The organism is Phycisphaerales bacterium, assembly GCA_029268515.1.
Taxonomy (GTDB): Bacteria; Planctomycetota; Phycisphaerae; order Phycisphaerales; family SM1A02; genus JAQWNP01.
Map to the genome: position 1 here is coordinate 284,590 of JAQWNP010000001.1, position 22,645 is coordinate 307,234.

Consider the following 22,645-nt stretch of genomic DNA (forward strand, 5'->3'; position numbering starts at 1 on the left):
CCACATCCGGCCAACGGGGTGTATCCTGTTCCAAGCTAGGTGGTGCCTCATAACACCCCAGTCATTTTTCCTCCTCTCAAGCCCCGGAATCCCTATCTATGAAACGCAAGCAAAATCTCGGAATGCTCTTCGTCGCTGGACTGCTTCTTGGTGGATTCACTGTCCATGAGGCTACTGCGGTCAGACCACTGTTGCGGCGACCCTCAGTCACCGTCACTGTTGATCTAGAACGTGTTTTAGAAGGGCTTAACAAACGGGCTGATGATGACGCGGAACTACAGAAATTGGCCATGTCTTACCAAGCAGAGGACATTGCCAAAAAGGAAGAGATTGCCAATATGGAAGATTCCATGTCGGATCTCATCGATCAGCGAAAATTGCTCGACAAGGAAGAAGAAATTGCCCTTGCAACGCTACGTCGTCAGGCTTGGCTCAATTTCATCGGTGAAAAGTTGGATGTCGAAGAATCACTGATGCTTCAAGATCTTTTTCGAGAAATCCAAAAGGCTGCTGAAGAGATGTCGAAGACCGAGGGCTTCGATGTGGTGCTCCTTGATGATTCGAGCCTACAGCTTGCAGTCATCGAGAGAGATGTGCGTCGCGTCATTCAAATCAAAGAGCAACTGCGAGCTCGCAATCTACTCTTTGCAAGTCCGGTCACCGACATTAGCGATGACCTCATCACACGCATGAACAACGCGTACGCCACCAAGTAATAGCCCCAGCGCCAATATCAGCTGACTAGAAAGGCACCTCAGCTGAAAAGCTGAATATCTGGGTGATATCGTCTGGTCCCTGAAGTACGGGAATCGCAAAGTCAAAGGCTAACGGTGCGGGACCGAATATCGGCAAGAAGAGCCGAACACCTACGCCGATGGATGCACGATAAGGATCAATCGTGATCTCATTGGCCACTGTACCGCTATCGATAAAGGCAACACCGTCGACACTCTCTCCGAAGAGGGGGAACTGGTATTGAGCACCCAAGAACATCATCCAGTCACCACCAACAGGAACATCTGTTTGTTTGCCGTTCTGGCGGTTTGTACCCTTAGGACTCACCTGCCGATACTCAAAGCCACGTAACGTGCGGCCACCAAGATAGAACTTCTCGTAGGTGGGTGCGGTACCACCAAAAATATAGCCCGTACGGCCCCTTAGACGCATCGTTGATCGACGCCCAAGAAAATCTTCATCCACAGTTAAGAAAAGCGTGTACTCCGCTTGAACGCGCGAAAAAGTCACGTCCCCAATACCACCAAACTGACTGAGATAGAGATTAAATTTACCGCCTTCGCTGGGGCGGAACAGTGAATTAACTGTGGTACGACTGAGTGCCAGGGTCAAACCGGTCAGCAAATCGGGACCGCGATCATTGTAAATTTCCTGAGGCACATCATCTCGAATATCTGAGAGTTCTACCTCCTCAATTTTCGCAGCAATTGAGCCACTCCAAACTTCACCGAGTTTATGCCCAACACCAAACTGACCACCCAGACGATTTTCCCAGTAGTCAAAGAATTGCCGACGACGGAAGAAGCCGCTGACATCAAATCCCCAGTTGCTTTCAAGGAAGTGAGGCTCATACAGAGAGATCTCATAATTAAAGACCTCATTACCTGGCTGAAAAACCATACTGAACTGTTGCCCTGCACCTCGAAATGCACGCCCCGACCATAATTCGTCAAACGAACGGGGATAGTCTGCTATATCAAAGTTGTTTTGGTTAATTGAGAAATCACCAAAAACACCAGAGTCACTACCAAAGGCGACACCGAAATTGAAGCTACCAGTGTTTCGCTCTTTGACCTCTACCAAAACATCTCGATGCCCGGGCTGGCTCGGTGTTGGATCCTGAATAGTGATGCGTACGTCATTAAACAATTGGGTATTTAGTACACGCTGTCGTGATCGTGTGACCTGATTTGCATCAATACGCCGACCTGGATGCAGGTGAATAAGGCGGCGTATCACTTTGTCCTTCGTTAAAAAGTTGCCATTGATCTTGACCAGGCCCACTGTCGAGGATCGGCCCTCCGTGACTTCAAGTAAAAGATCAACAACGGGTTCATTACTGGAACGCAAGTCAGAAGCCTGAATATCAACTTCCAGATAGCCCAATAGCCCATAGGCCTCTCGGACTGCCTCAACAGACTTCCGCACTCCTGGTGCCGTAAAAATGGACCCTACCTTCATTGGCACAATGGCCTTGATCTGCTCGGGCGTAAAGACCTCTACCTGCTCACCTTCAAGTAAATTGATCACCTGTAGATCACGCAGCGTATACAGCGAGCCTTCTGCAATCATAAAGGTGACTTTGGCTTCAGAGTTGTCTGCACTGATTTCGACACGCCGGTCGATCCGAGCATCGAGATAGCCTCGATCAATATAAAACTCTGTGAGCGTTGTGACATCTGCAATCAGCTGAGATTCATCAAGCTCGCCACGCCTAAAAAATGGAATGGCCGTTCTTGTCACAACTTCCGAATGGAGCACGCCATCAGTAAAAGATGTATTGCCTTCAAACTCTACTGCCTTCACGCGAACACGTGGCCCCTCAATGATCTCGAAAATCAGAACTGCATTCGCTTCAAGCTCTTTCTCATCAATAGAGACCGTGATCATGTAGTAGCCTTGCTCACGGTACATCGATTCAATTTTTCGTTTGGCATTTTCAATCAGGAAGTCATCGCGGGGACCACCTCTCACCAAACGAATTGATGCGAGTAATTCTTGACCATTGAAAACCTTGTTGCCTACAAATGCGATTTCCTGAATCATCGCCTGCTCGGTGAAGTCAAAAAAGACAACAACCGTTCCATTGGCTTGAAGTGCCGCTGAAGCTGAGATGAATCTAAAATCACCGAGGCGGGTCAGGTTTGCGATATCGAGTTCAATGGTCTGCGGCGAATATGGCTCTCCAGGTGAACTACGAAGATTATTGAGCACTTTTTGCTCTAGAACCCGGTCAAGACCACGCAGCACAACCTGAGAAATTGGCCGGTCAATAAGGTCCTCATTCATCGACTGCCCCAGCGCGTGAGACAGGGGCGCTACCGAGAGCGATAGCCAACAGAAAAACATCAAAAGTAGAGGAGCAAAACGCATCGGCGAGTCGAGCATAACCATCGGCCATGACTACAACAACCGCCCCCAGCCTCCTTCGTGGATCGCAAGATGAGCCCCATGAGCCTCAATCTACTTATCCAGGTGGCATAACAAGCAACCATGATGGCCTTTGAGAGCCCAAAGATCGCCCCTGAGATGTCCCACATTGGCATCAAACTGGCCTTATCGCTACCTTTTGGTGCTATGACTACTGCCACACTAAAACGAACTGCCTTTCATAAGTACCACTTGGAACATAAGGCCAAGATGGTTGATTTCACCGGCTGGGATATGCCCTTGCTTTACAGCTCCATTATTGAGGAGCATAAGCAAGTACGCCGCAGCGGTGGCCTATTCGATGTATCCCATATGGGTCGAATTCGCTTCAAAGGAAAAGATGCCCGTCGTTTCCTCGACCGAGTCTGTACACGGCAGATTCTCGGCATGACTGACGGCCAGGCCAGTTACTCGCTGGTTTGCAATGAAAATGGTGGCTGCCGCGATGACGTGCTGGTTTACCGTATTTCTGACTTTGAGTATTTGATGGTGTGCAATGCCTCCAATCGGGAGAAGTTGGTACAGCACTTCGAAGCCGAACGTGGTGACATGGTCTTCAAGATGAAGGATGAGACGCTCAGCACAGCCATGGTCGCCATTCAAGGGCCAAAGGTTATGGATGTGATTGGACAGTTCTCACGAGAAGTGCCCACACTCAAGAGGTATCACTTCACACAAAAGCAGTTGCTCTTGTTCAAGATGCTCTTTTCTCGCACAGGCTACACGGGTGAAGATGGTGTTGAAGTCATTATGCCCGCCAAGATGGCAAGTAAAGCCGTTGATCTGTTGATGATGAAGCTTGGTGGAAAATACGACATTGTGCGGCCCACCGGACTCGGTGCGCGCGACTCTCTTCGACTTGAAGCAGGCATGGCTCTCTATGGCCACGAAATCACTGAGGATATTGATCCTCTCTCGGCAGGACTAAACTTCGCTGTCAAGTTAGATAAGGGTGAGTCTGCTCCAGAAGCGGGTCGTTTCATCGGACAAGACGCTCTTCAGCGTATTGCCGCCGAAGGCCCTTCCCGAAAACTCAAAGGCCTTGTGCTTGAGGGCCGACGCAGTGCTCGCCAAGGCATGAGTGTTCTGCATGATGGGAAAGCTGTCGGAGAAGTCACCAGCGGATGCTTGAGCCCCACACTCGATCAATCCATCGCGATGGCTTACATCCCCGCCAACATCGCCGTCGCAGGCACACACGTTGCTGTTGATTTAGGCCGAGCAACAGTCAACGCCGAAGTCGTCGACCTACCGTTCTATAAGCGACCCAGCTAAGATCCAAGGTGACCTGGGCGACCCGATTTTGCTTTAACCAGCCTTTGAGCGAACGTTAACCATTGCCTCAGCTGCAGGATCAATGAGCTTGCGGAAAAAGCGGCTGGGGCGATCGTCCTGAAGCCGTACTTGCAGTTTCTTCAACGCGTCAACCTCAATCTGGCGAACACGTTCCCGTGTCAGGCCAACCCTCTTGCCGATCTCCTTAAGAGTGAGCGGCTGCTGGCCTTCCAGACCGAAACGCAGTCGTAAGACACGAGCGTCTCGCTCATCAATGCTGTCAATGAGCCTGCGGAGCGTCTCATACTCTTCGGTGCGAGCAATACGCTCATCAGGTGCAATAGAACCACTATCTGGAACAAGTTCTGCAAAGTCCAAGACCTCGCCATTCTCATTGCGCGGCGCCTGACCCTTCGATTGGAATGCCTTCATGGCTCTACAGATGATTTTCGCCTTCTTGAGAGGCAAGTCCATTGCGATGGCCATTTCATTGGTACTCGGCACACGATTAATCTCATCACGAAGTCGAGCAGCCATCATTTTCCACTTTGAGATCAACTCAACCATGTAGGCTGGAATATGAATTGGTTGCACAGCATTAATCAACGTGCGTTTAATTGATTGCTTAATCCACCAAGAACCATACGTGGAGAAGCGAGCACCTTGAGCAGGATCGAAACCCTCAACAGCTCGAATCAAACCAATATTGCCTTCTTCAATAAGATCGGCCAATGGCAAGCCGCGATTTGTGTAGTGCTTTCCAATTGACACAACCAACCTTAGATTCGCCTTGATCATCTGGTCTTTCGCAGCATGGTCATTGTCGTTGATAATTCGCCAGCCAAGGTCCTTCTCTTCTTGTGCCGTGAGCAAATCAACTTCGTTGATCTGCCGCAGGTAGAGTTGTAAATCACTATGCAAAACAGCCTCTCTCATTTTTTAACCTTCCTGTTGGCGGTCGATGACTTGAACGGTCTGAGCATGTGGATTCATGATGGCTAGATCGTTAATCGACCCCATCCCCTTCGCCGGCTCGCATCCATTAGTTGTGTCCGCCGTAATGAACCCTCTGGATCCATCAAAACCTCGGTTATTCATTGAATATCCTTTCGCCAGCCAAGATGGCCAGAAAACCTGACCCTGCATGAACCAGCCCCACCTAGAATCTAGGGCCTAAAATCGCCCTCTCTGCCCCTTCAATCGACGACCACAGGGTGGCTCTTGACCGTGTTTAGGACTTCAGGAACTGCATCAAGGCCGCACTATCGTTGCGATTGGATAAATTCAACTTCCTGAACATCCAATAACAACCGATATCTGATTCTGGAGATCCTGCCATGGCCAATGCTGATATCAGCCATCTCTTAAAAGAATGGATTTTTGAATCCGGGGGCATTAACGCGAGGATTATTTCTGGCAAAAACGGCCTTTCTAAACTTCAGATTCGATTAGAGCTAGGCGTATTACAGTTGGAAATGGAGGGGCGACCCGATGGCAAGACCCCCTCTGGTGCGAGCACCCTTCTTGAACATCACCAGCGTCGGCTCACAAAGGATCCAGATGGCTCAGCCCCACGACTCACCGCGGAGGAGTGTCGCGAACTCAGGGAGGAGGCGGTTCAATTCCACCATCGTTATGTCGCTTTATTCGCCCTTGGTGAGTTTGTGTCCGTGGTAAGAGACACATCCCACAACCTGATGATCTTTGATCTCTGCCTCAAACGAGGTTCCAGTGAACAAGATCGCAGCATGCTCGAGGGCTACCGACCCAATGTTATTACCGTTCGCGCTCGTGCCGCAGCAGAGCTGTGCATGCAGGCCGGCAGTTCTAAAGATGCAATGAGTGCCATCAATGCGGGGCTTCAAGAACTTGCAGAGACCTTTGAACAACAAGGGAGAACAGAGGCCTTCGACCAATCAAACGAAGTGCAACTCTTATTAGGAATGCGAGATCTACTCACTCCAAAGCTACCCGCCAGTCAACGCATTGAGTTGGAGGATAGACTTCAGACGGCATTGGCTAACGAAAACTACGAGCTTGCCGCCATTTTGCGTGATGAAATACGCCAGATGAAGAACTAAGGCGCACAGCGAAAGGCGCTGTTAACGATGAGACCGTGTGTGCCTGATTAGGGTGATGGTGGATACTTGTTGACCAAACGCACAAAAGCCTCCTCGAAAACAAGCGCACCCAATCCGCCATCAATGAGCCGGAGCTGATTGACGCGTGGCGCGATTTGCCCAGTATTTCGACCCGCTCGATCTAGTATTTGCAACGTTCGAAGTTGGCCTAGCCAGAAAAGATCTTCTTGAGATGGTGTCGGAGGACTATTGATCGAAGCACTAATTTGCTTGTAGTACGCCAGTGATGCTGTCAGTTCTTTGACCTGATCTTGACTTAAGTGACTTCCACTAAGTCGCCACAAACTCTCAGCCAGCCCGAACACCAAATCGCGATCCTTTGGAGACGCTTTAACGAGTTCTTGATAGGCCAACACAGCTTGATCAAAGCGGCCTGCGACAAGCAATAGTCTTGCAAGCTGACGTCGCCCCGCTTCTGATAATTCAATGTCCTGCCCAGCCACCTCATACACCGTTTCAACGAGATCTTGATAGGGCACGAGCGGCAGTTCTTCTTCAACAAGTTGCCTAGCATTGAGCCGCTGCCCCTCAGCAGCACTCGATTTCATCTCTCTCAATTGCTCAAGCAAAGCCATCGCAGCGTAAAGATCACCTGCTACCAGCAGCTGCATTGCCTCGTTTGCTTTTGCATGGTCCCCAAGATCGAGATTACCCAAAACAATAAAAGACAACGCCGCACTATCAATTGGCTCAATTTGATGTACCTGATGAAGCGCCTCTTTGGTTCGACCCAGGGCCAGAAGTCGCTCCGCATTGCCGAGCGTCAGCCGACGGCGCCATACGCTCATATCACTCTGATCTGACTCTAGCTGCTCAAGTTCAGCCAGTGCTTCTTCAAGCACTTGATCAACTTGTTCGGCATTAAGAACTCCATTACCAGAACTCGCCAGAATGGCCGAAGCTCGAAGATATGACTGTTCCACCGCATAGTCCTGGCCTGTCATACTTGCTGTGTGCGCCAAAACATCTTCGTTTCTGCCTTCCACGAGTGCCAAACGAGCAGCCTCAACCCGCCAGCGGTTCACTTGAGGAAGCTCCTGATCTTTGATCGCCAGAGAGAGCGCCTTGCGAAAAAGCAGCTGCGCCTGATTGTCCTCTGGCCGCGATGCTGCGTATGTCAGTGCCGATTCCAACGCAAGAGAGAATGCCTGGAGACGAGCCTGATTCCTCGGTTCTTGTTGCGTTCGCTGAAGTAACAGCTCAATCCCCTGCTCAGTCCGATCTTGCGCTAACGCTAAACGACCCAAAATCTCAAGGGCACGAGCATGATCTTCTACGGTCAAATCATCACGTGTCAGCAGTGCTTCCAAATCCAACCTTGCCCCAGTGAATGAAGTTGGATCTTGAGACCGACTGAGCCCTCTTGCTAAAAGAGCCGTCGGGAGCATTGACGCTCTGCCTTGCTCCTTGATGGCCAGCGACTGTTTCATCACTAATCGATTCAAGGCCTGCTCAGCGAGTTCCAAGTGCCCGATGTCAAAAGCTTGATGACGCAACTTTACGTATGCGAGATCAGGATCTCTTCTCTCCGCAACCAAAACACGGTAGATCAGATCAGCCGCCAACAAAGATTCTGCATTGGTTTTCGCTGTTTCAACTGCCTTTACAGCAGATGCACGAGCTTGCGTTAGTTCACCGAGTTCCAGTTGTGCGAGACCCTCAATTAAGAGGCCTCTCAATTGATACTGAATATCTTCTCGCTGCGGCGCCTGACCAAATCTAAGGCCAAGCACCTCCAACGCTTCTCGTGGCCGATCAAGCTCAAGGAGCGCTTGTGCAAGATAGATTCGAGCTTCATCCGCCCAATCTGAGGCAAGAACATCCAGCAGCTCTTCGAGCAAGAGAACTGCCTCCTGAAGAAGTGATTGGCGGTCAGCGGGCTGATTAACAATTGCATGGGCAATTGCAGAAAAACTCCAGATCAACTGAGCCCTTTGATCTCGATGTAATTGGGCGAGCGAACGCCTAAGACGTCGCATGTCAACATCGGAAGCAAATTGGCGATCGCCCTCTAGTTTGATAATGGCGTCATCAATCGCTTGCTTGGCTTGGACCGCAGCGATGTACATCTTGGCTGCGGTTTTTTCTGCTGCTTTTTGCTGAAGCTCTGTTGGCCAGCCAAGCAGCACCGTGTCGCCTGACCTACCAAGATTCCATTCATAGATAAACATATCAAGAGCATGGTCAATTTTCATAACCGCTCGTTTTGATTGCAGCTGCCATTGGTTTTGAGTTGATGGCTGAACCGCATTCTCAATCACAGCTTGCCTAAACGCCATCATCTCTCGGTAGGCTGAGATGCGTTCATCAGCAGATCGATTTGGATCATCAAGTACTTGCTTTGATTCTTTGATGTGCTGGGTGAGCTCATCCCATTGATCAGATTGTGCGTCAACAGACTGCCAAAGACTTAACAGCACCAATAACATGATTGCCGCTAAGACTGGACGAACGCTCCAACATACAATCAACCGTGTGCTCATGAATCGGAACCCTGAAAGCTAATGTTCGTGTATCCAGCAAGCGCTGGCGCGTTAAACACTTCAATAACATGGCCCCACCGCGCTTGCGGTAATGGATCAATGAGAATTGGATGATCAGCCTTGAATAGCCCATAAGGGTTCGCAACGCTAATCTTGCGTTTCTTTAGCATCTCCGCCAGTTCATGCGGATTGACAATCTCTGGGTATGGGCCTTTCAGTTGTATCACCAGATCTTGAGGCTCAGTACCAATAGATCGTACGGTCACAATCAAGGGCATTTCATCTAACTCAAATGGGTCCGGTGCAACAGCACCCTCACGCACTGGCAAATCCAGCTTGTAGATTTCTTCTCCCTCTGTGAAATCCGTTGCCACCATAAAGTAGACCAATAAAAGAAAAACAACATCAATCATTGAGGTCAGGTTTAACCCAAGACGAGCTTTACTTCGATGTTTTCGTCTGGCAGGAGGAATGCTCATGGTGCTTCCTCATTAATGATCACAAGATTTAATCGAACCGGTGCCTCAAGATCATTGCGTTCCATTGCTTCTAAAGCGGACAACAACACTGACACGTATCGATATCGTGTCGATCGATCTGCCCGTAAGCTAATCGCTGCAATTGGTTGGCGAATGAGCTGGCCTCGCACGATTTCGACAAGTTCTCTGGCACCTTGAGGAGATGCATCCACAAACGATGCTTGCATTTTGTAACCAATAGCTGAACCATCGGGACCAGGCACAACATTAATCACAAGCCGAGCTTCATCTTCTGGACGTTCTGTTGCAGCATCTGCAGGACGTGGCAACTCCATTGCCACTGAATCAAAATCAACCAACCGTGACACCAATACAAAAAACACGATCAAGAGAAAGACCACGTCAATCATTGGTGTAAGGTTGGCGTTGATTTCAGCGGGACGACGCCTCATGCCCACGCTCCTGTTATCGAGAAAATAATGTTACCCAGGCCGAACCTCAATCGACTGCTTCCTTACCTGTCTCAGAATTCGTCTCACCGCCAGAACGCAAGACATTGGACTTTCGCGTGCGGGGTCGGAATGTATTAATGACTTCCTCTGCGCGCAGTGTGGCATCGACGGTCAGTTCATCAATACGGTTACGGAGAAATGCATAGCCTGCTAACGCGGGAATCGCGACGACAAGTCCCCAAAACGTTGTGGTGAGGGCGGTGCCAATGCCACCTGCAAGAAGTACTGGATCAGCACTCCCTCCACCGATGACGATGGCCTGGAATGCCAGGATCATTCCATACACAGTTCCGAACAAACCAATCATGGGACTCACCTGGCCAAGCACATTGAGAAATTCCACACGCCTCATTCGTACCGTGGTTAACTCATCTGCCGTCTGTTCAAGACTTCGAATCATCGCAGAAAAGCCACCTGGTGCTTCGCGAAGACCTGCATGTAGTGTTTGGCAGAAAAAGGGCTCTTGTCCACTGAGCTCATTAAGCAGTGATTGATAATCATGATTCTCCACAAGACGACGCGATTGCTTCAGCCACTTGTCTGGAATCAAGAGAGCCCGTCGATTGGCCAGTCCCAAGACAATGATCAAACCAATACTTACGATCGATAGACATAAAAGAAACCAGATAATGACGCTCCCCAATAACTCTATTGAGCCATCAGCATTACGCGATATAAAAAACGCAGCACCAAAGCTCTCAGAAGAAACGTCAATGACTGTGGCATCCTCACCAAACACTGATGATGATCCAATCAGTCCGATTCCGAAACACATCAATACCGAATAGTTCAATAGAAATTTTGTCATCACTGACGGCCCTCCAATTCAGCGGCATCAAGAAATTTGAAGGCACCTGGCCCACCGTGAATATCCGCAATATGTTCGAGCGTATTCAATGGATCTGGGTGCAAGAACTGAATACACATGATCTTTGTGACTCTTTGGTCAGAACCTGGACGGATCGGATTTGCCTCTTCAAGCATTTTCAATAGCACATCACGGTCAACTTCATAAATACTCTCGCCTGTAATATTGTCACTCAGCAAGAAAATCACATCGGGATTTAATGAAATTGCTTTCTGAAGCGCGTCCATTGGATTTGATGATTTACCAGGAAAAACATGAGCATCGATCCATTCAAGTGCCCGTTGTTTATTTTCTGGTGTTGCCGGCACAAGACTATTTCTTGGAGGGACCATGACAGCAGTATCTTCTTGAAAAAAAATGATTCCGAAATTCTGCTCGAAGTCGAGACCCTTAAGCGAACGAGCCAACTCATCAATAACAAGTGAAAAAAGTGAGAGCATTGAGCCTGATGCATCAATCACAAAGGTGACCCGTTTTACATTGGTGCCTCTCAGTCCACCAAAGGAAGCATCCAACTCCGTGGCCTGCTCTATAAAGTCCATTGCGGGCTTTCCGTCAACCGGTACCAAGTCCGTGGTCCTTTCAGGTGACAGTTCCGCAATTGCTTGCTGCTGCAACTGAGCTTTAGATAACCGCTCTTGGTTTGACTGGGGCAGACTTGCGTCCTCTTGTGGCGGCACCCGATCATCTGCCGGCGCTTCGATGAGCGGTATATAGGCTGGCATATCGAATGTGGCATTGATAACGGGTCGAGGCACCTCATCTGGCGTAGCCACCACCGCCCAAGTCACAAAAAATGCGATCAAAATGAGGCCGAGGTGTATCGCAATCGAGATCGTCCAGCCAAACATCGGCGAGTGGGTCTGTTTCGATAGCAACTGATCACTGTCAACGTGCTGTGAACCCACACGATCGGCGTATTCTTGATCGAATTTCGACTGTGAGCCAGATGCTCCGTCTTTGCCCATGCGGTTGCCTTCCATAGCAAGTGCCACGCTGCGGCTTCGTGCCAATGGCAGTCTATCAGCCAATCAACGACACTCTTGCCAACATGGGCCAAGCACTGAATGTGGCAATTCGCCAATAATGCCGCGCTTTACCTAGAGCGATGCAATTATTCGGCTTCTGGCGGTTGGGCCTCAGGTTTGGGTCGGTCCTTTGCAAACAACACTGAGTCCAGGCTCACTGGACCGGCGCCAGTGAAGAAAACACCAATTGCCAGAACGAACAAAGCAGCTTGAGCAAACATTGCGTTGTAGGCATCCATGGCATCAGCCCATTGAAATGGATTACTTAAAAACAGTCCGTTATCGTGAATCGAGACCACATAAAAGGTACCACCAATAATGACCGCCAAACAAAGCGCCCAAAGCCTTGTAATCAACCCCAACAAAATTAACGCACCGCCAACAAGCTCAACCCAGGCCACCACTTTGGCGAGCCAGATTGAAGTCTCGCCCCAACCCGCATCAATCATCTGCAGAGAAAGCAGGTAATAACCCGTTGTCTGATAGTGAGTGCCATCATGCGTCGGTGCTGCAACTGAAATCGTTGGTGGCACTGCTGGCGTACTCTGTGTAGCTGGTGTTTCAGAGGGCGTCACTGGGGGCTTCGCTGGGGGGTCAGCGGCAGGTTCGGTAGTCTCCTGCCAGAATGCCGTTTGATGGATCATTGGCTGCAAAGTCGAAGAAACCTGCTTTGCCTGGCCTGTCTCCACAGGTACGCCATATTGCTCAAGAGCGTCCCGTTGCTCCTGAGTGATATGAATAGTCCCGAAGACATAACCCCATCCAGCACTGAAAAAAGCGCCAAAAAGGACGATTCGGGCAAGTATTGGTAGTAATTTGGTTCCGGCACAAGCACTAAGCGACATAGGAATTCTCCATCCTGGGTTAAGCTCGAATATAAAGATATACCCGATCTTGATTGCCCCGAGCAGTGTACCAGCTGATAATCTTCCCCTCTCGCTTAGACCCCTGCGGGCGTGGCGGAATTGGCAGACGCGCTGGATTTAGGTTCCAGTGGGGAAACCCGTGGAGGTTCGAGTCCTCTCGCCCGCATTTTTCTGGTCATTTTCTTTGGCTCCAAACCTAAAAATTTTCCTTCTTTCTCACTGTGCCCCAATATTTCTCCGGATAGGACGAAAATTCATATGACTGGCTGGAGCCCCAAATCATGGCAGCACAAGCGTGCCCTACAGCAACCAACTTATCCAGACAAGAATCATCTTGATCAGGTCGTTGGACAATTAGCTGAGCTGCCACCACTGGTGAGCTCCTGGGAAATCGAAACGCTTAAAACACAACTGGCCGAAGCAGCCGCCGGTGATCGCTTCCTCCTTCAGGGAGGGGATTGCGCTGAACGTTTTAGAGATTGCCAACCAGAAGTCATTGCTGCAAAATTAAAAGTGCTGCTTCAAATGAGCCTGGTGCTTGTTCACGGAACCAAGCGTCGTGTTATTCGTGTTGGGCGATTTGCCGGACAATATGCAAAACCACGATCAAGCGATACCGAAACAAAAGATGGAATCACGCTCCCAGCCTATCGCGGCGACATCATCAATGAGCATGCATTTGAACAAAACGCGCGTACTCCAAATCCAGATCTTCTCTTGCGTGGTTTCGAGCGAGCAGCGCTGACATTGAACTTTATTCGTGCGCTGATTGATGGTGGTTTTGCGAGCTTGCATCACCCCGAATACTGGGACCTTGACTTTGTCGAGCACTCATCCCAAGGAACTGAATACCAACATGTGGTTGAGTCGATTGGCGAATCACTTCGCTTTATGGAAACACTTTGCGGCGTCCCAATCAGTGACATGAACCGTGTTGATTTCTTTACAAGCCACGAAGCCCTCCACCTTTCATACGAAGAGGCGCTGACTCGAACTGTGCCACGTCGAGAGGGCTGGTACGACCTATCGACCCATTTTCCTTGGCTTGGACTAAGAACATCACAGCTTGATGGCGCTCATATTGAATTTCTACGCGGCATCCGAAACCCACTGGCGATCAAAGTGGGGCCGAATATGGCCCTGGATGAGATTCATCCTTATATCGAAGCACTTTTCAATGTTCTTCACCCAGACAATGAACCTGGCCGAATCACCATTATCCATCGCTACGGTATCGACCAGGTCTCTGAATATTTACCTGTTCTGATTGATGCGGTCCAAAAAACAGGCAAGAGTGTCCTCTACTGCTGTGATCCAATGCATGGCAACACACAAATCTCAAGTGGCGGACTCAAGACACGCCGGTTTGACCACATCCTTGAAGAAGTAGACCGCGCCTTCGAACTGCATAGTGCTGGCGGCTCTCGACTTGGCGGTGTTCATGTTGAATTGACCGGCGACAACGTGACTGAGTGCACTGGTGGCGCAAGAGGCCTTCAAGATGCTGATCTCACACAAGCCTATAAAACACAAGTTGATCCAAGACTTAACTATGAACAAGCGTTCGAATTAGCGCTGCTTGTTGCCCGTCGGGCTTCCCAAGACAACGTCTAATCTCTTGCCTCTATTTGATTATGAGGTGCAGGCCCATTGTTTTTGCTGAGTTCACTCTCATCAAACGGAGGCCTAATCATCATGTCGATCACAATAATGAGAAGAAAGCCCGCAAAGAACATGACCGTTGCTCGTTTTGTATCAGGAACGCTGTGCGCACGAACCAGTAGCTCTTCAGTGACCAAGTAAAGAAGTGCCGCTACTCCGAATGAGGCAACGGCAACAAGCCATCCGCCTGAGAGTCCTGATAAAAACCAGGCGCCCAGAACCGCTGAGCAAACCATGCATAAACCGAGGCCTGCCACAATCAAAATGGTCCGCCGAGAACTCGTACCTGAGGACCGCAAGGCCGTTGCACAGGAGAGCCCAAGGAAGAGAATCTCTAGGGTCAGTGCAATGCTCAGGAGAATGCCAGTGGTGACATTGGCAGAGAATCCGACCCCGATCAGGAACCCATCAACGATCAGGTCTAAAGCGACGGTGGCCAAGAGTGATGTCGTGCTTCCTGAAGACCCTTCTTGATCTCCCTCAATTTTGTCCAAAACCCATTCCAGGGCAAACATGAGGCTGACGCCGAGTCCAAAACCAATGATTACGGGCATGTAATCAGAGCCCTGGATCATGTCTGGGACAAGATCGATCGAAACAGCTGCAATCACGAGGCCGGCTGCTAAGTGCTGAATAGCGCTGGTGGTGACCTGCCCAAACTTCACGGTCGCAGCCAGGATGGCTCCCAATATCACTGAAATAAAGGGTGCTGCCGTGACAATCAGAACCAGTAGTACCGCCTTATCACCCATAAATCTTCTGCCATAACGAAGTCCAGCAGCAGCCTTAAATCGAGCTGAGCCAGTAGTTCAAACTGAGTGGGATCGTCATGGGTACACTATCGGATCATGTCACGTCGCGTGGTCATTACAGGCACCGGTCCCATCTCTGCATGCGGTCTGGGAATTGAACCTCTTTGGGAAGCACTTCTCAAGGGTGATTCTCAGATTCGCCCCATCAGCACTTTTGATGCCTCTGGGTTTTCCAGCAATGCCGCCGCGGCCATCCAACCTGACGCCTTCAATATTCGTGATGTGGTACCCAAGACCTATCGTAAAGCGCTGAAGGTCATGTGCCGTGATGTTGAGTTAGCGATTGGTGCCGCTGCTGCAGCGGTCTCACATGCTGGCATGATTACCAAAGCAGTGGATGCCAATGCAACACCAACCATTGAACCGACGCGACTGGGATGCCAAATTGGCGCCGGTCTGATTGCCGCTGACCTTGATGAGCTCACCGCTGCATTATCCACCAGTCGCAATGAAGATGACCAGTTCGATCTCTCAACCTGGGGGCAACCGGGAATGGGTAATCTGACACCCTTGTGGTTGCTTAAGTACCTGCCCAACATGCTTGCATGCCATGTCACCATCGTCCACGACTGCCGTGGACCCAGTAACACGATCACTTGCTGCGAGGCCAGTGGGCTCCTTTCGATTGGTGAATCACTGCGCGTCATCGAGCGCAACTCTGCAGAAGCATGCCTCACTGGTGGCGTAGAATCGAAACTTAATCCCATGGCTCTCTTACGACAGCACTTCGCAAAGCGCGTTGCACCAACGCCTGCGGACGAAGATCCAAAAACTATTTTAGCGCCCTTCGCCCCTGATGCTAGTGGAACGATTCTTGGCGAAGGTGGCGCACTTATTGTTGTGGAAGCGCTTGACTCAGCTCTTGCACGACAAGCAACAGTCCGAGCGGAAATCAGTGGTTTTGCTGCCACCCAATCACATGCCGCCGAACGCATTGGCCTCGGCACCAACCCATCACATCAGGAAGTTGCCGATGCAATGGCCGCAGCATTAACTTCCGCAGGGCGAAAGCCCGATGAGATTGATGCAGTGTTTCCACTGGGTTCTGGTATTCGTGGTGTCGATGAAGCAGAAGCGGCTTCAATCGAAACAATTTTTGGTGCACGAAGTAAGACGCTGCCAGTTATTCCATTGACAACCGTGACCGGCAACTGCGGTGCTGGACACAGCGCGCTTGTCGTGGCAGTTGCAACTGCGGCATTAGAATCACAAAAACTTCCAGCTCGCATCAACACTGTAGATTCAGATGGCATCAACGCCAAGATTGCTCCAGCTTGCGACCATAAACTCAACCATGTTCTTGTTACGACGTGTAGCCAGGGCGGGCAAAACGCCGCCATTGTGCTTTCTCGTCCGGAGATAGCCTAGATCATGTCAACATCCTCTCGCGTTGTCATTACTGGGATGGGTTGGATTACGCCATTGGGCCACGACCTCAATACTGTCTGGTCGAATCTCACCAAAGGGGTATCAGGCGTCAGACCAATCGAGCGATTTGATGCAAAGACTTTTAGCACCAATTTTGCCGCCCAAGTTCAAGACTACGACTTCAGCAAGTATGTCACTGATGCGAAGCGACACGAACACGCTGGCACACACACGCGATTTGCTCTTGGTGCTGCCCGACAAGCATGGTCACATGCCAAACTTGATGAAGCATCACTTGATATGCGCCGCGTTGGGACCTATCTAGGTGCGGGTGAGGGTGTACTCGATTTCAATAACTATGCTTTTGCCAACCTGACCGCTTGGAATGAAGAAAAGAATGCTATTGATGGAAAAGTCTGGGCCCAAGCCGCCCAAGATCGAATGCACCGCTTCGACGAGATTGAACAAGAACCAATCATGCCGGCAGCCCATCTTGCAATGGAATTTGGTGTTCGAGGTCCAGTCTATAACTGCTTGACAGCCTGCGCAGCGAGCACGCAGGCGATCGGCGAAGCAGTCAATATTCTCCAACGCGGTGATGCAGACATCATGATTTCAGGTGGCGCTCACACCATGATTCATGAGCTTGGGCTCACTGGTTTTATCCGACTCACCGCACTCAGCAGCCGAACCGACAATATTGAAGGCGCGTCGAGACCATTTAGTCGATCACGTGACGGCTTTGTGATGGGCGAGGGTGCAGGCATCGTCATCTTAGAAACGCTTGAACATGCGCGGAAACGTGGCGTGACACCAATCGTAGAAGTGATTGGTTATGGCTCAAGTGCAGATGCTTACCGAATTACAGACATTCAACCTGAAGGCAATGGCCCCGCCGCATCGATGGGCGAGGCACTGAATCAAGCGGGACTTGATCCCAACGGTGTTGATTCTGATGGCCGCCCCTTGGTGCACTACATTTCAGCCCATGGCACTGGCACCAAAGAAAATGACTCCATCGAAACAAGGGCTGTTAAAAAAGTGTTTGGGGAAAATGCTCCAGCAATTCCTATGAGTTCAATCAAGTCCATGATGGGACATCTCATCGCTGCCGCTGGTGCTGTCGAACTTATTACATGTGCGATGGCAATTCAGCATCAGACCCTACCACCAACCATTAATTTGACTGACCCTGACCCTGATCTGGATCTCGATTATGTACCCAATGAGGCACGCTCCACCAAGGTTGAGACCTGCTTATCCAATTCATTCGGTTTTGGTGGGCAAAACGACACGCTGATTATTCAGCGATTTACTGAATAAGCGATCTGCATTGAGGCGTTCGTAAATCAACGCGACTCAACAAGCAGACTCTGCATGACCGAATAGTGGAAACGTGTGGAAAGTTTTCTATGCAGATTGTGCAAGATTCTGGCCAACTTTCGAATTGGAAGGGGTGCGCCCTGATCCCAACAATGGGAGCGCTCCATGAAGGACACTTGTCGCTTGTGCGAGCTGCTGCCCGTGAATGGTCGGGCCCGATCGTTGTCACTATCTTTGTGAATCCCACCCAGTTCGGCAATCAAAACGATCTTCTCAATTATCCCCGGACGCTTGAACACGACCTTGAACAGCTAAGACCACTCGGGATTGCTGCTGCCTTTACCCCCTCCGTCGAGATGGTCTACCCCACAGATCATCAAATCTGGCAGCCACCGCTCCCGCCAGTTGCCATGACACCGCAACTTGAAGATCTTCACAGACCAGAACACTTTGCTGGTGTTGCCCAAGTGGTCGCCCGCCTGGTTGACCTCTGTCAACCTCAGCGCCTGCTGTTGGGCGAGAAAGACTATCAACAACTACGCGTGATCACCGAGATGGTTGAACGAGAATCAAAACGCTGGCCGGGTTTAGTCGTTGAAGGCCACCCAACCATTCGAGAGCCTGACGGTCTCGCCATGAGTAGCCGCAACCAACTACTAACTACATCAGAACGTCCCCGTGCACTTGGGCTCGTGACTGCACTTCAAGCTGCAAGTGCTGCTGAGACGGCTGCAGAAGCTGAATCGCGAATGACTCAAATCCTCCTAGAACATGCACTCCATATCGATTACGCCGTGGTTCGCGATGCAACCACGCTACAACCAATCACCAGCCACCAACAACCAAGTCGTGCGCTCGTCGCAGCTCATCTTGGACATGTACGACTCATCGACAATCTGGCGACAGACTTCGGTTCGGCCTGATAATTTGATCCCCACTTAGGAGTCATATGTTGAACCTTCTTCGAGCTCACTCCCATCCATTGGCCTTCATGATTTTGGGCACGCTCACCTTCGCCATGGCTGGCTGCATGACCCATCGCGTGGCCTCTGAACAACGCCTGACGAATGCGCCTGGGAAGTACGAGCCTAATGAAACAATCTGGCCCACGCGCTATACCGCTATGAATCGGCAGATTGCTGATGCCATGAACCGTTCTGCTGTTATCAAAATTAAGCCAAATGACGCCCTCACCACCATACTGCTCGGTGAAACACACGATGCACTAGAACATGACCATGCTTTGGAATACAGCAACGCCGTTCCTGCTGGACAAGGCGTGATTCGGATGACGACTTGGACACCAAGCGACATCGTCAACGGCACGCGAATGGAATTTCATGAATGGTTAGGCGAAGCTGATGCACAAGCCTCACTTCAAATATGGCAAGACTTTGCAGATGGAAAAATTGAGGCAATCGATACTGACGAAATACTGGTGCCCTCGCTTTACTTACTCGATCCGCCACCAGACAAACCGAGTCTTGGCTTAGCTATCTTTCTTAATGGCTATGGTGCCACGCGACACTTTATTGGTGGCGCTGAGGCGCTAAGAGAACGTGGATGGCACGTCTTGATCGTCCCAAGTATCAGCCTGGGCATCGCACTGGCAAATATGCCTACACCAGTTGTTGAGAGATATGATTTTGAAGACGGCCCAGCTTGGTTTGCAACTGAGTTTGAAAATAAAAACAGATCGACATACCGCCAGATTCAGCTCGACGAAATTGGGGCGCTCGTTGCACGCGCCCATGATGACCGCCTCGCTGTCACGGCTTATGCGGTCGAAGCTGCGCTCGCGTATCTGGCAGAGTACAGGCCGGATGTACCGCAGCATCCACGCATCTTGCTGGCCATTAGCCTCGGCGCACTCATGGCCCCACCTATGGTCGCTAGAATTGGTGGCGTTGATGCCGCGGTCATCGTTACGGGGGGCGCCAATTTGTTTGGTTTGATTAAAGAGAGTCAATATGAACTCGCCACTCTATTAATGGGCAATATCACCCGCATTGAGTATCCAGATTCTGTTGAAAATGACTACCTCATTGAATCCCATCTCGATCCATGGAGGACTTCCCAAGTTCTCCGAGAGACGCCCTTGCTCGTCATCCAGTCTTCAAACGATGATGCGGTCCCCTCAGAATACGGCGAGCTTCTATGGGAACTACTCGGCCGCCCCGATCGATTAGAGAGTAATCTCAACCATGTCGGCGTACTGGCTTCTCTTGGTTGGCATATCGATTGGATTGTTGACTGGATAGAGACCCAGGTCCCTTTATCAAGCCGAAGCCCTAAACAATCCATGGACTCAAATTTCCAATGAAGCGAACAGTTATTGTCTTTGGTGGTACGTTCGACCCGCCTCACCGTGCCCACACACAGTTGCCGCCCTTGATTGCAGAGTCAGTTGAGGCCGAGACTATCTTGTACGTTATTGCAGCGTTGAGTCCATTCAAAAGCGAAACGCCCCCGACACCGGCCCACCATCGATTAGCGATGCTTCGTTTAGCAACTGCGGATATTCCAAAAGCTGAGATTTGTGAAATTGAACTTTCCCGCGAGGGCCCAAGCTTCACGATCAACACGCTTGAAGCACTTCGTCATCACTACGCAGGTGATGTTGATCTGAGGCTTCTGATTGGTGCCGATCAAGCCATGGCTTTTAATCACTGGCGTGACTGGCGGCAGATCTTAGAAATTGCCCCACCGCTCATCATGCTTCGCCCTCCACACTCAAGGGATGCCTTACTCGACGCGATTTCCAAATTTTCCACTCCAGAGGAGCTCTCAACATGGCGTTCCTGGATTATCCCCCTGGATCTCATTGACCTCAGTGCCACTGAACTTCGTGATGAGCATGAGAGGGCCACACTTCCCCCAGATTCGCTTACCCCAGAGGTTCGCCAATACATCGATGCACACGGCCTCTATGCTGATAAATAGGGCCTGATTAGGGCCTCCAAAGCCCAAATGAAATCAAGCCAACGGTAGCGGGCGGTGTATGATGCATGGTCCTCATGACCATGCCCACACTAAAACCGCGCTCGATTGCCTTTGTGAGCCTTGGCTGCCCAAAGAATACGATCGACTCTGAGCAGATGCTCGGCACGCTGACTGAAGCTGGCTTTGAGCTCGTCGATGCAGAAGCAAATGCTGATGCGGTCATCATCAACACGTGTGGATTTCTTGAAGCTTCCAAGCAAGAATCGCTTGACGTCATTAACCAGGCCATCGAACGAAAAAAAGAAGGCAAGATCCAGCGCGTGGTCGTAACAGGCTGCCTGGTACAACGACATCGAGCTCGGTTACTGGAGTGGGCGCCAGACATTGATGCGTTGCTCGGTGTGTTCGATCGAGATCACATTCTAGAAGCTGTCACAGCACCGGACACGGAGAGAGAAACGCTCACTGAACAAGAGCCGCCCTACTGGATTGCAGGCAACGCATTACAAGCCGCAAAGGCACGCGGAATGTCCACTGTCGGCCTCACTGTGCACGGCAAAGATGGAAAAGGCATTGGCTATTTCGAAGATGAATCTCAACGCCGTCGACTCACACCACGCCACTGGGCCTATCTTCGAATTAGCGAAGGCTGCAACCAAGGCTGCGCGTTTTGTACGATTCCATCGATCCGTGGCAAAATGAGATCGAAACCACTTAACAGAATTGCCGATGAAGCTCGCCGTCTCATGCAAGATGGCGCCTTTGAGCTCAATCTAATTGGCCAAGATACCACCAGCTATGGCATGGATATTGGATACGACAACCTCGATCACCCCCAAGCTGAGGGCCTGATTGGTCTTCTTCGCACGCTTGACGAAGTGGCAACTGAATTTGGCGGCGGCTGGATGCGCCTGATGTATGCGTACCCCAGTTTCTTTACCGATAGCATGATTGATGCAATCGCGCACTTCCCAAACATTGTTAAGTACATTGATATACCTCTCCAACATTCAACTGATTCAATGCTGACTGCGATGCGGAGGCGTATTTCTGCCGATGATCAACTGACATTGATGAACAAGCTGCGCGAACGCATTGATGGCTTAGCTATTCGCACGACACTAATCACTGGCTTCCCCGGTGAAACAGAAGCCGACCATGAATCGCTCTGTGATTTCGTGCGTGAGTTCCAGTTCGATATGCTCGGCGTTTTTAAGTACTCGCGTGAACCAGGAACGCCTGCAGGGACCATGGATCTTGATCCAAAGCTCCATGTGCCTGATGAAATCAAAGAGGCGCGAGAAGCAGAGTTAATGCTCATTCAGCAAGAGATTGCATTTGAAAATGCTGAATTTCTGGCACAGGAAGAATGCCAGTTTGATGTACTCATTGATACGCCAAGCCAAGCAATTGAACTCGATGGACAAAAAGCGGCGGCCGACCCTCAGTTCATGAGCACTGGGCGATGCTATCACCAAGCTCCACAGGTTGATTCTTCCACTTGCGTCCTCTCCCGAGAAGAATTACCCGCCGGGTCACTCGTACGAGCGACAATTGTCGGCTCAGATGGGTACGATCTCATCGCACGGCCTACTGATGATCTCAGCCCGGACATTGCACTGCCGCTTCTCAGCTGAAAGATCAATCCATCAGCAAGCTCCAGACATATTCAGAATCATTTTGCACCTTATATTCGTCTTAACCACTATTCGTGGGTTAA

Annotated in this window: 20 protein-coding genes and 1 tRNA gene; 11 read left to right on the top strand and 10 right to left on the bottom strand. The window is 50.4% G+C overall.

All coding sequences use genetic code 11. The annotated features are described in order from the left end of the window. Positions 1–98 precede the first annotated feature (98 nt). Positions 99–716 (top strand): OmpH family outer membrane protein, encoded by a 618-nt coding sequence (locus tag P8J86_01125; protein ID MDG2053288.1) that lies wholly within the window; start codon positions 99–101, stop codon positions 714–716. Positions 717–741: 25 nt separating this feature from the next. Here the strand turns inward: P8J86_01125 and bamA are convergent, their stop codons facing one another. Next, complete coding sequence (gene bamA / locus P8J86_01130) at positions 742–3,024, bottom strand: outer membrane protein assembly factor BamA (protein MDG2053289.1); 2,283 nt, start codon at positions 3,022–3,024, stop codon at positions 742–744. 240 nt (positions 3,025–3,264) lie between these two features. Here bamA and gcvT point away from each other — a divergent pair, with 240 nt between their 5' ends. Continuing rightward, the gene (gene gcvT, locus P8J86_01135) at positions 3,265–4,440 is read left to right on the top strand and encodes a glycine cleavage system aminomethyltransferase GcvT (GenBank protein ID MDG2053290.1); all 1,176 of its coding nucleotides are present in this window, start codon (positions 3,265–3,267) and stop codon (positions 4,438–4,440) included. 33 nt (positions 4,441–4,473) lie between these two features. On the opposite strand, the gene P8J86_01140 is transcribed toward gcvT, so the two are convergent. Both P8J86_01140 and P8J86_01145 read right to left on the bottom strand, forming a co-directional pair. After that, positions 4,474–5,376 (bottom strand): sigma-70 family RNA polymerase sigma factor, encoded by a 903-nt coding sequence (locus P8J86_01140; GenBank protein ID MDG2053291.1) that lies wholly within the window; start codon positions 5,374–5,376, stop codon positions 4,474–4,476. Positions 5,377–5,379: 3 nt separating this feature from the next. Then, positions 5,380–5,538, bottom strand: a complete 159-nt coding sequence (locus P8J86_01145; protein MDG2053292.1) for a hypothetical protein — start codon at positions 5,536–5,538, stop codon at positions 5,380–5,382. 239 nt (positions 5,539–5,777) lie between these two features. Here P8J86_01145 and P8J86_01150 point away from each other — a divergent pair, with 239 nt between their 5' ends. Then, positions 5,778–6,521, top strand: a complete 744-nt coding sequence (locus P8J86_01150) for a UvrB/UvrC motif-containing protein (GenBank protein ID MDG2053293.1) — start codon at positions 5,778–5,780, stop codon at positions 6,519–6,521. 47 nt (positions 6,522–6,568) lie between these two features. Here P8J86_01150 and P8J86_01155 read toward each other — a convergent pair whose 3' ends face one another. From P8J86_01155 to P8J86_01180, 6 genes are all read right to left on the bottom strand, one after another. Further along, positions 6,569–9,064 (bottom strand): hypothetical protein, encoded by a 2,496-nt coding sequence (locus P8J86_01155; GenBank protein ID MDG2053294.1) that lies wholly within the window; start codon positions 9,062–9,064, stop codon positions 6,569–6,571. Then, positions 9,061–9,543 (bottom strand): biopolymer transporter ExbD, encoded by a 483-nt coding sequence (locus tag P8J86_01160; GenBank protein ID MDG2053295.1) that lies wholly within the window; start codon positions 9,541–9,543, stop codon positions 9,061–9,063. The genes P8J86_01155 and P8J86_01160 overlap by 4 nt, the downstream gene beginning before the upstream one ends. Next, positions 9,540–9,995, bottom strand: coding sequence for a biopolymer transporter ExbD (locus tag P8J86_01165; protein ID MDG2053296.1), 456 nt, complete (start codon positions 9,993–9,995; stop codon positions 9,540–9,542). The genes P8J86_01160 and P8J86_01165 overlap by 4 nt, the downstream gene beginning before the upstream one ends. Positions 9,996–10,041: 46 nt before the next feature. Continuing rightward, positions 10,042–10,863 (bottom strand): MotA/TolQ/ExbB proton channel family protein, encoded by an 822-nt coding sequence (locus P8J86_01170; protein ID MDG2053297.1) that lies wholly within the window; start codon positions 10,861–10,863, stop codon positions 10,042–10,044. Further along, the gene (locus P8J86_01175; protein MDG2053298.1) at positions 10,863–11,918 is read right to left on the bottom strand and encodes a hypothetical protein; all 1,056 of its coding nucleotides are present in this window, start codon (positions 11,916–11,918) and stop codon (positions 10,863–10,865) included. The genes P8J86_01170 and P8J86_01175 overlap by 1 nt, the downstream gene beginning before the upstream one ends. Positions 11,919–12,037: 119 nt before the next feature. After that, positions 12,038–12,796, bottom strand: coding sequence for a DoxX family protein (locus tag P8J86_01180; protein ID MDG2053299.1), 759 nt, complete (start codon positions 12,794–12,796; stop codon positions 12,038–12,040). A gap of 105 nt (positions 12,797–12,901) precedes the next feature. Here P8J86_01180 and P8J86_01185 point away from each other — a divergent pair. Together P8J86_01185 and P8J86_01190 are read left to right on the top strand one after the other, a co-directional pair. Then, positions 12,902–12,983, top strand: a tRNA-Leu gene (locus tag P8J86_01185). 92 nt (positions 12,984–13,075) lie between these two features. After that, positions 13,076–14,431: a 3-deoxy-7-phosphoheptulonate synthase class II gene (locus P8J86_01190; protein MDG2053300.1), complete on the top strand. Its 1,356-nt coding sequence runs from the start codon at positions 13,076–13,078 to the stop codon at positions 14,429–14,431. Here the strand turns inward: P8J86_01190 and P8J86_01195 are convergent. Beyond that, a complete protein-coding gene (locus tag P8J86_01195) occupies positions 14,428–15,231 on the bottom strand; it encodes a hypothetical protein (GenBank protein ID MDG2053301.1) in 804 nt (267 codons plus the stop codon). The genes P8J86_01190 and P8J86_01195 overlap by 4 nt on opposite strands. Positions 15,232–15,327: 96 nt before the next feature. On the opposite strand from P8J86_01195, the gene P8J86_01200 reads away from it, so the two are divergent. The 6 genes from P8J86_01200 (at position 15,328) to rimO (ending at position 22,562) form a co-directional block, all read left to right on the top strand. Continuing rightward, on the top strand, positions 15,328–16,659 hold the full coding sequence (locus tag P8J86_01200; GenBank protein MDG2053302.1) for a beta-ketoacyl synthase N-terminal-like domain-containing protein: 1,332 nt from the start codon (positions 15,328–15,330) through the stop codon (positions 16,657–16,659). Positions 16,660–16,662: 3 nt separating this feature from the next. After that, positions 16,663–17,982: a beta-ketoacyl-[acyl-carrier-protein] synthase family protein gene (locus tag P8J86_01205; GenBank protein ID MDG2053303.1), complete on the top strand. Its 1,320-nt coding sequence runs from the start codon at positions 16,663–16,665 to the stop codon at positions 17,980–17,982. 89 nt (positions 17,983–18,071) lie between these two features. After that, positions 18,072–18,905, top strand: a complete 834-nt coding sequence (panC, locus tag P8J86_01210; GenBank protein MDG2053304.1) for a pantoate--beta-alanine ligase — start codon at positions 18,072–18,074, stop codon at positions 18,903–18,905. 26 nt (positions 18,906–18,931) lie between these two features. Next, a complete protein-coding gene (locus tag P8J86_01215) occupies positions 18,932–20,305 on the top strand; it encodes a hypothetical protein (GenBank protein MDG2053305.1) in 1,374 nt (457 codons plus the stop codon). Then, complete coding sequence (gene nadD, locus P8J86_01220) at positions 20,302–20,925, top strand: nicotinate (nicotinamide) nucleotide adenylyltransferase (GenBank protein ID MDG2053306.1); 624 nt, start codon at positions 20,302–20,304, stop codon at positions 20,923–20,925. The genes P8J86_01215 and nadD overlap by 4 nt, the downstream gene beginning before the upstream one ends. Before the next feature lie 74 nt (positions 20,926–20,999). Further along, a complete protein-coding gene (rimO, locus tag P8J86_01225) occupies positions 21,000–22,562 on the top strand; it encodes a 30S ribosomal protein S12 methylthiotransferase RimO (GenBank protein MDG2053307.1) in 1,563 nt (520 codons plus the stop codon). Positions 22,563–22,645 lie beyond the last annotated feature (83 nt).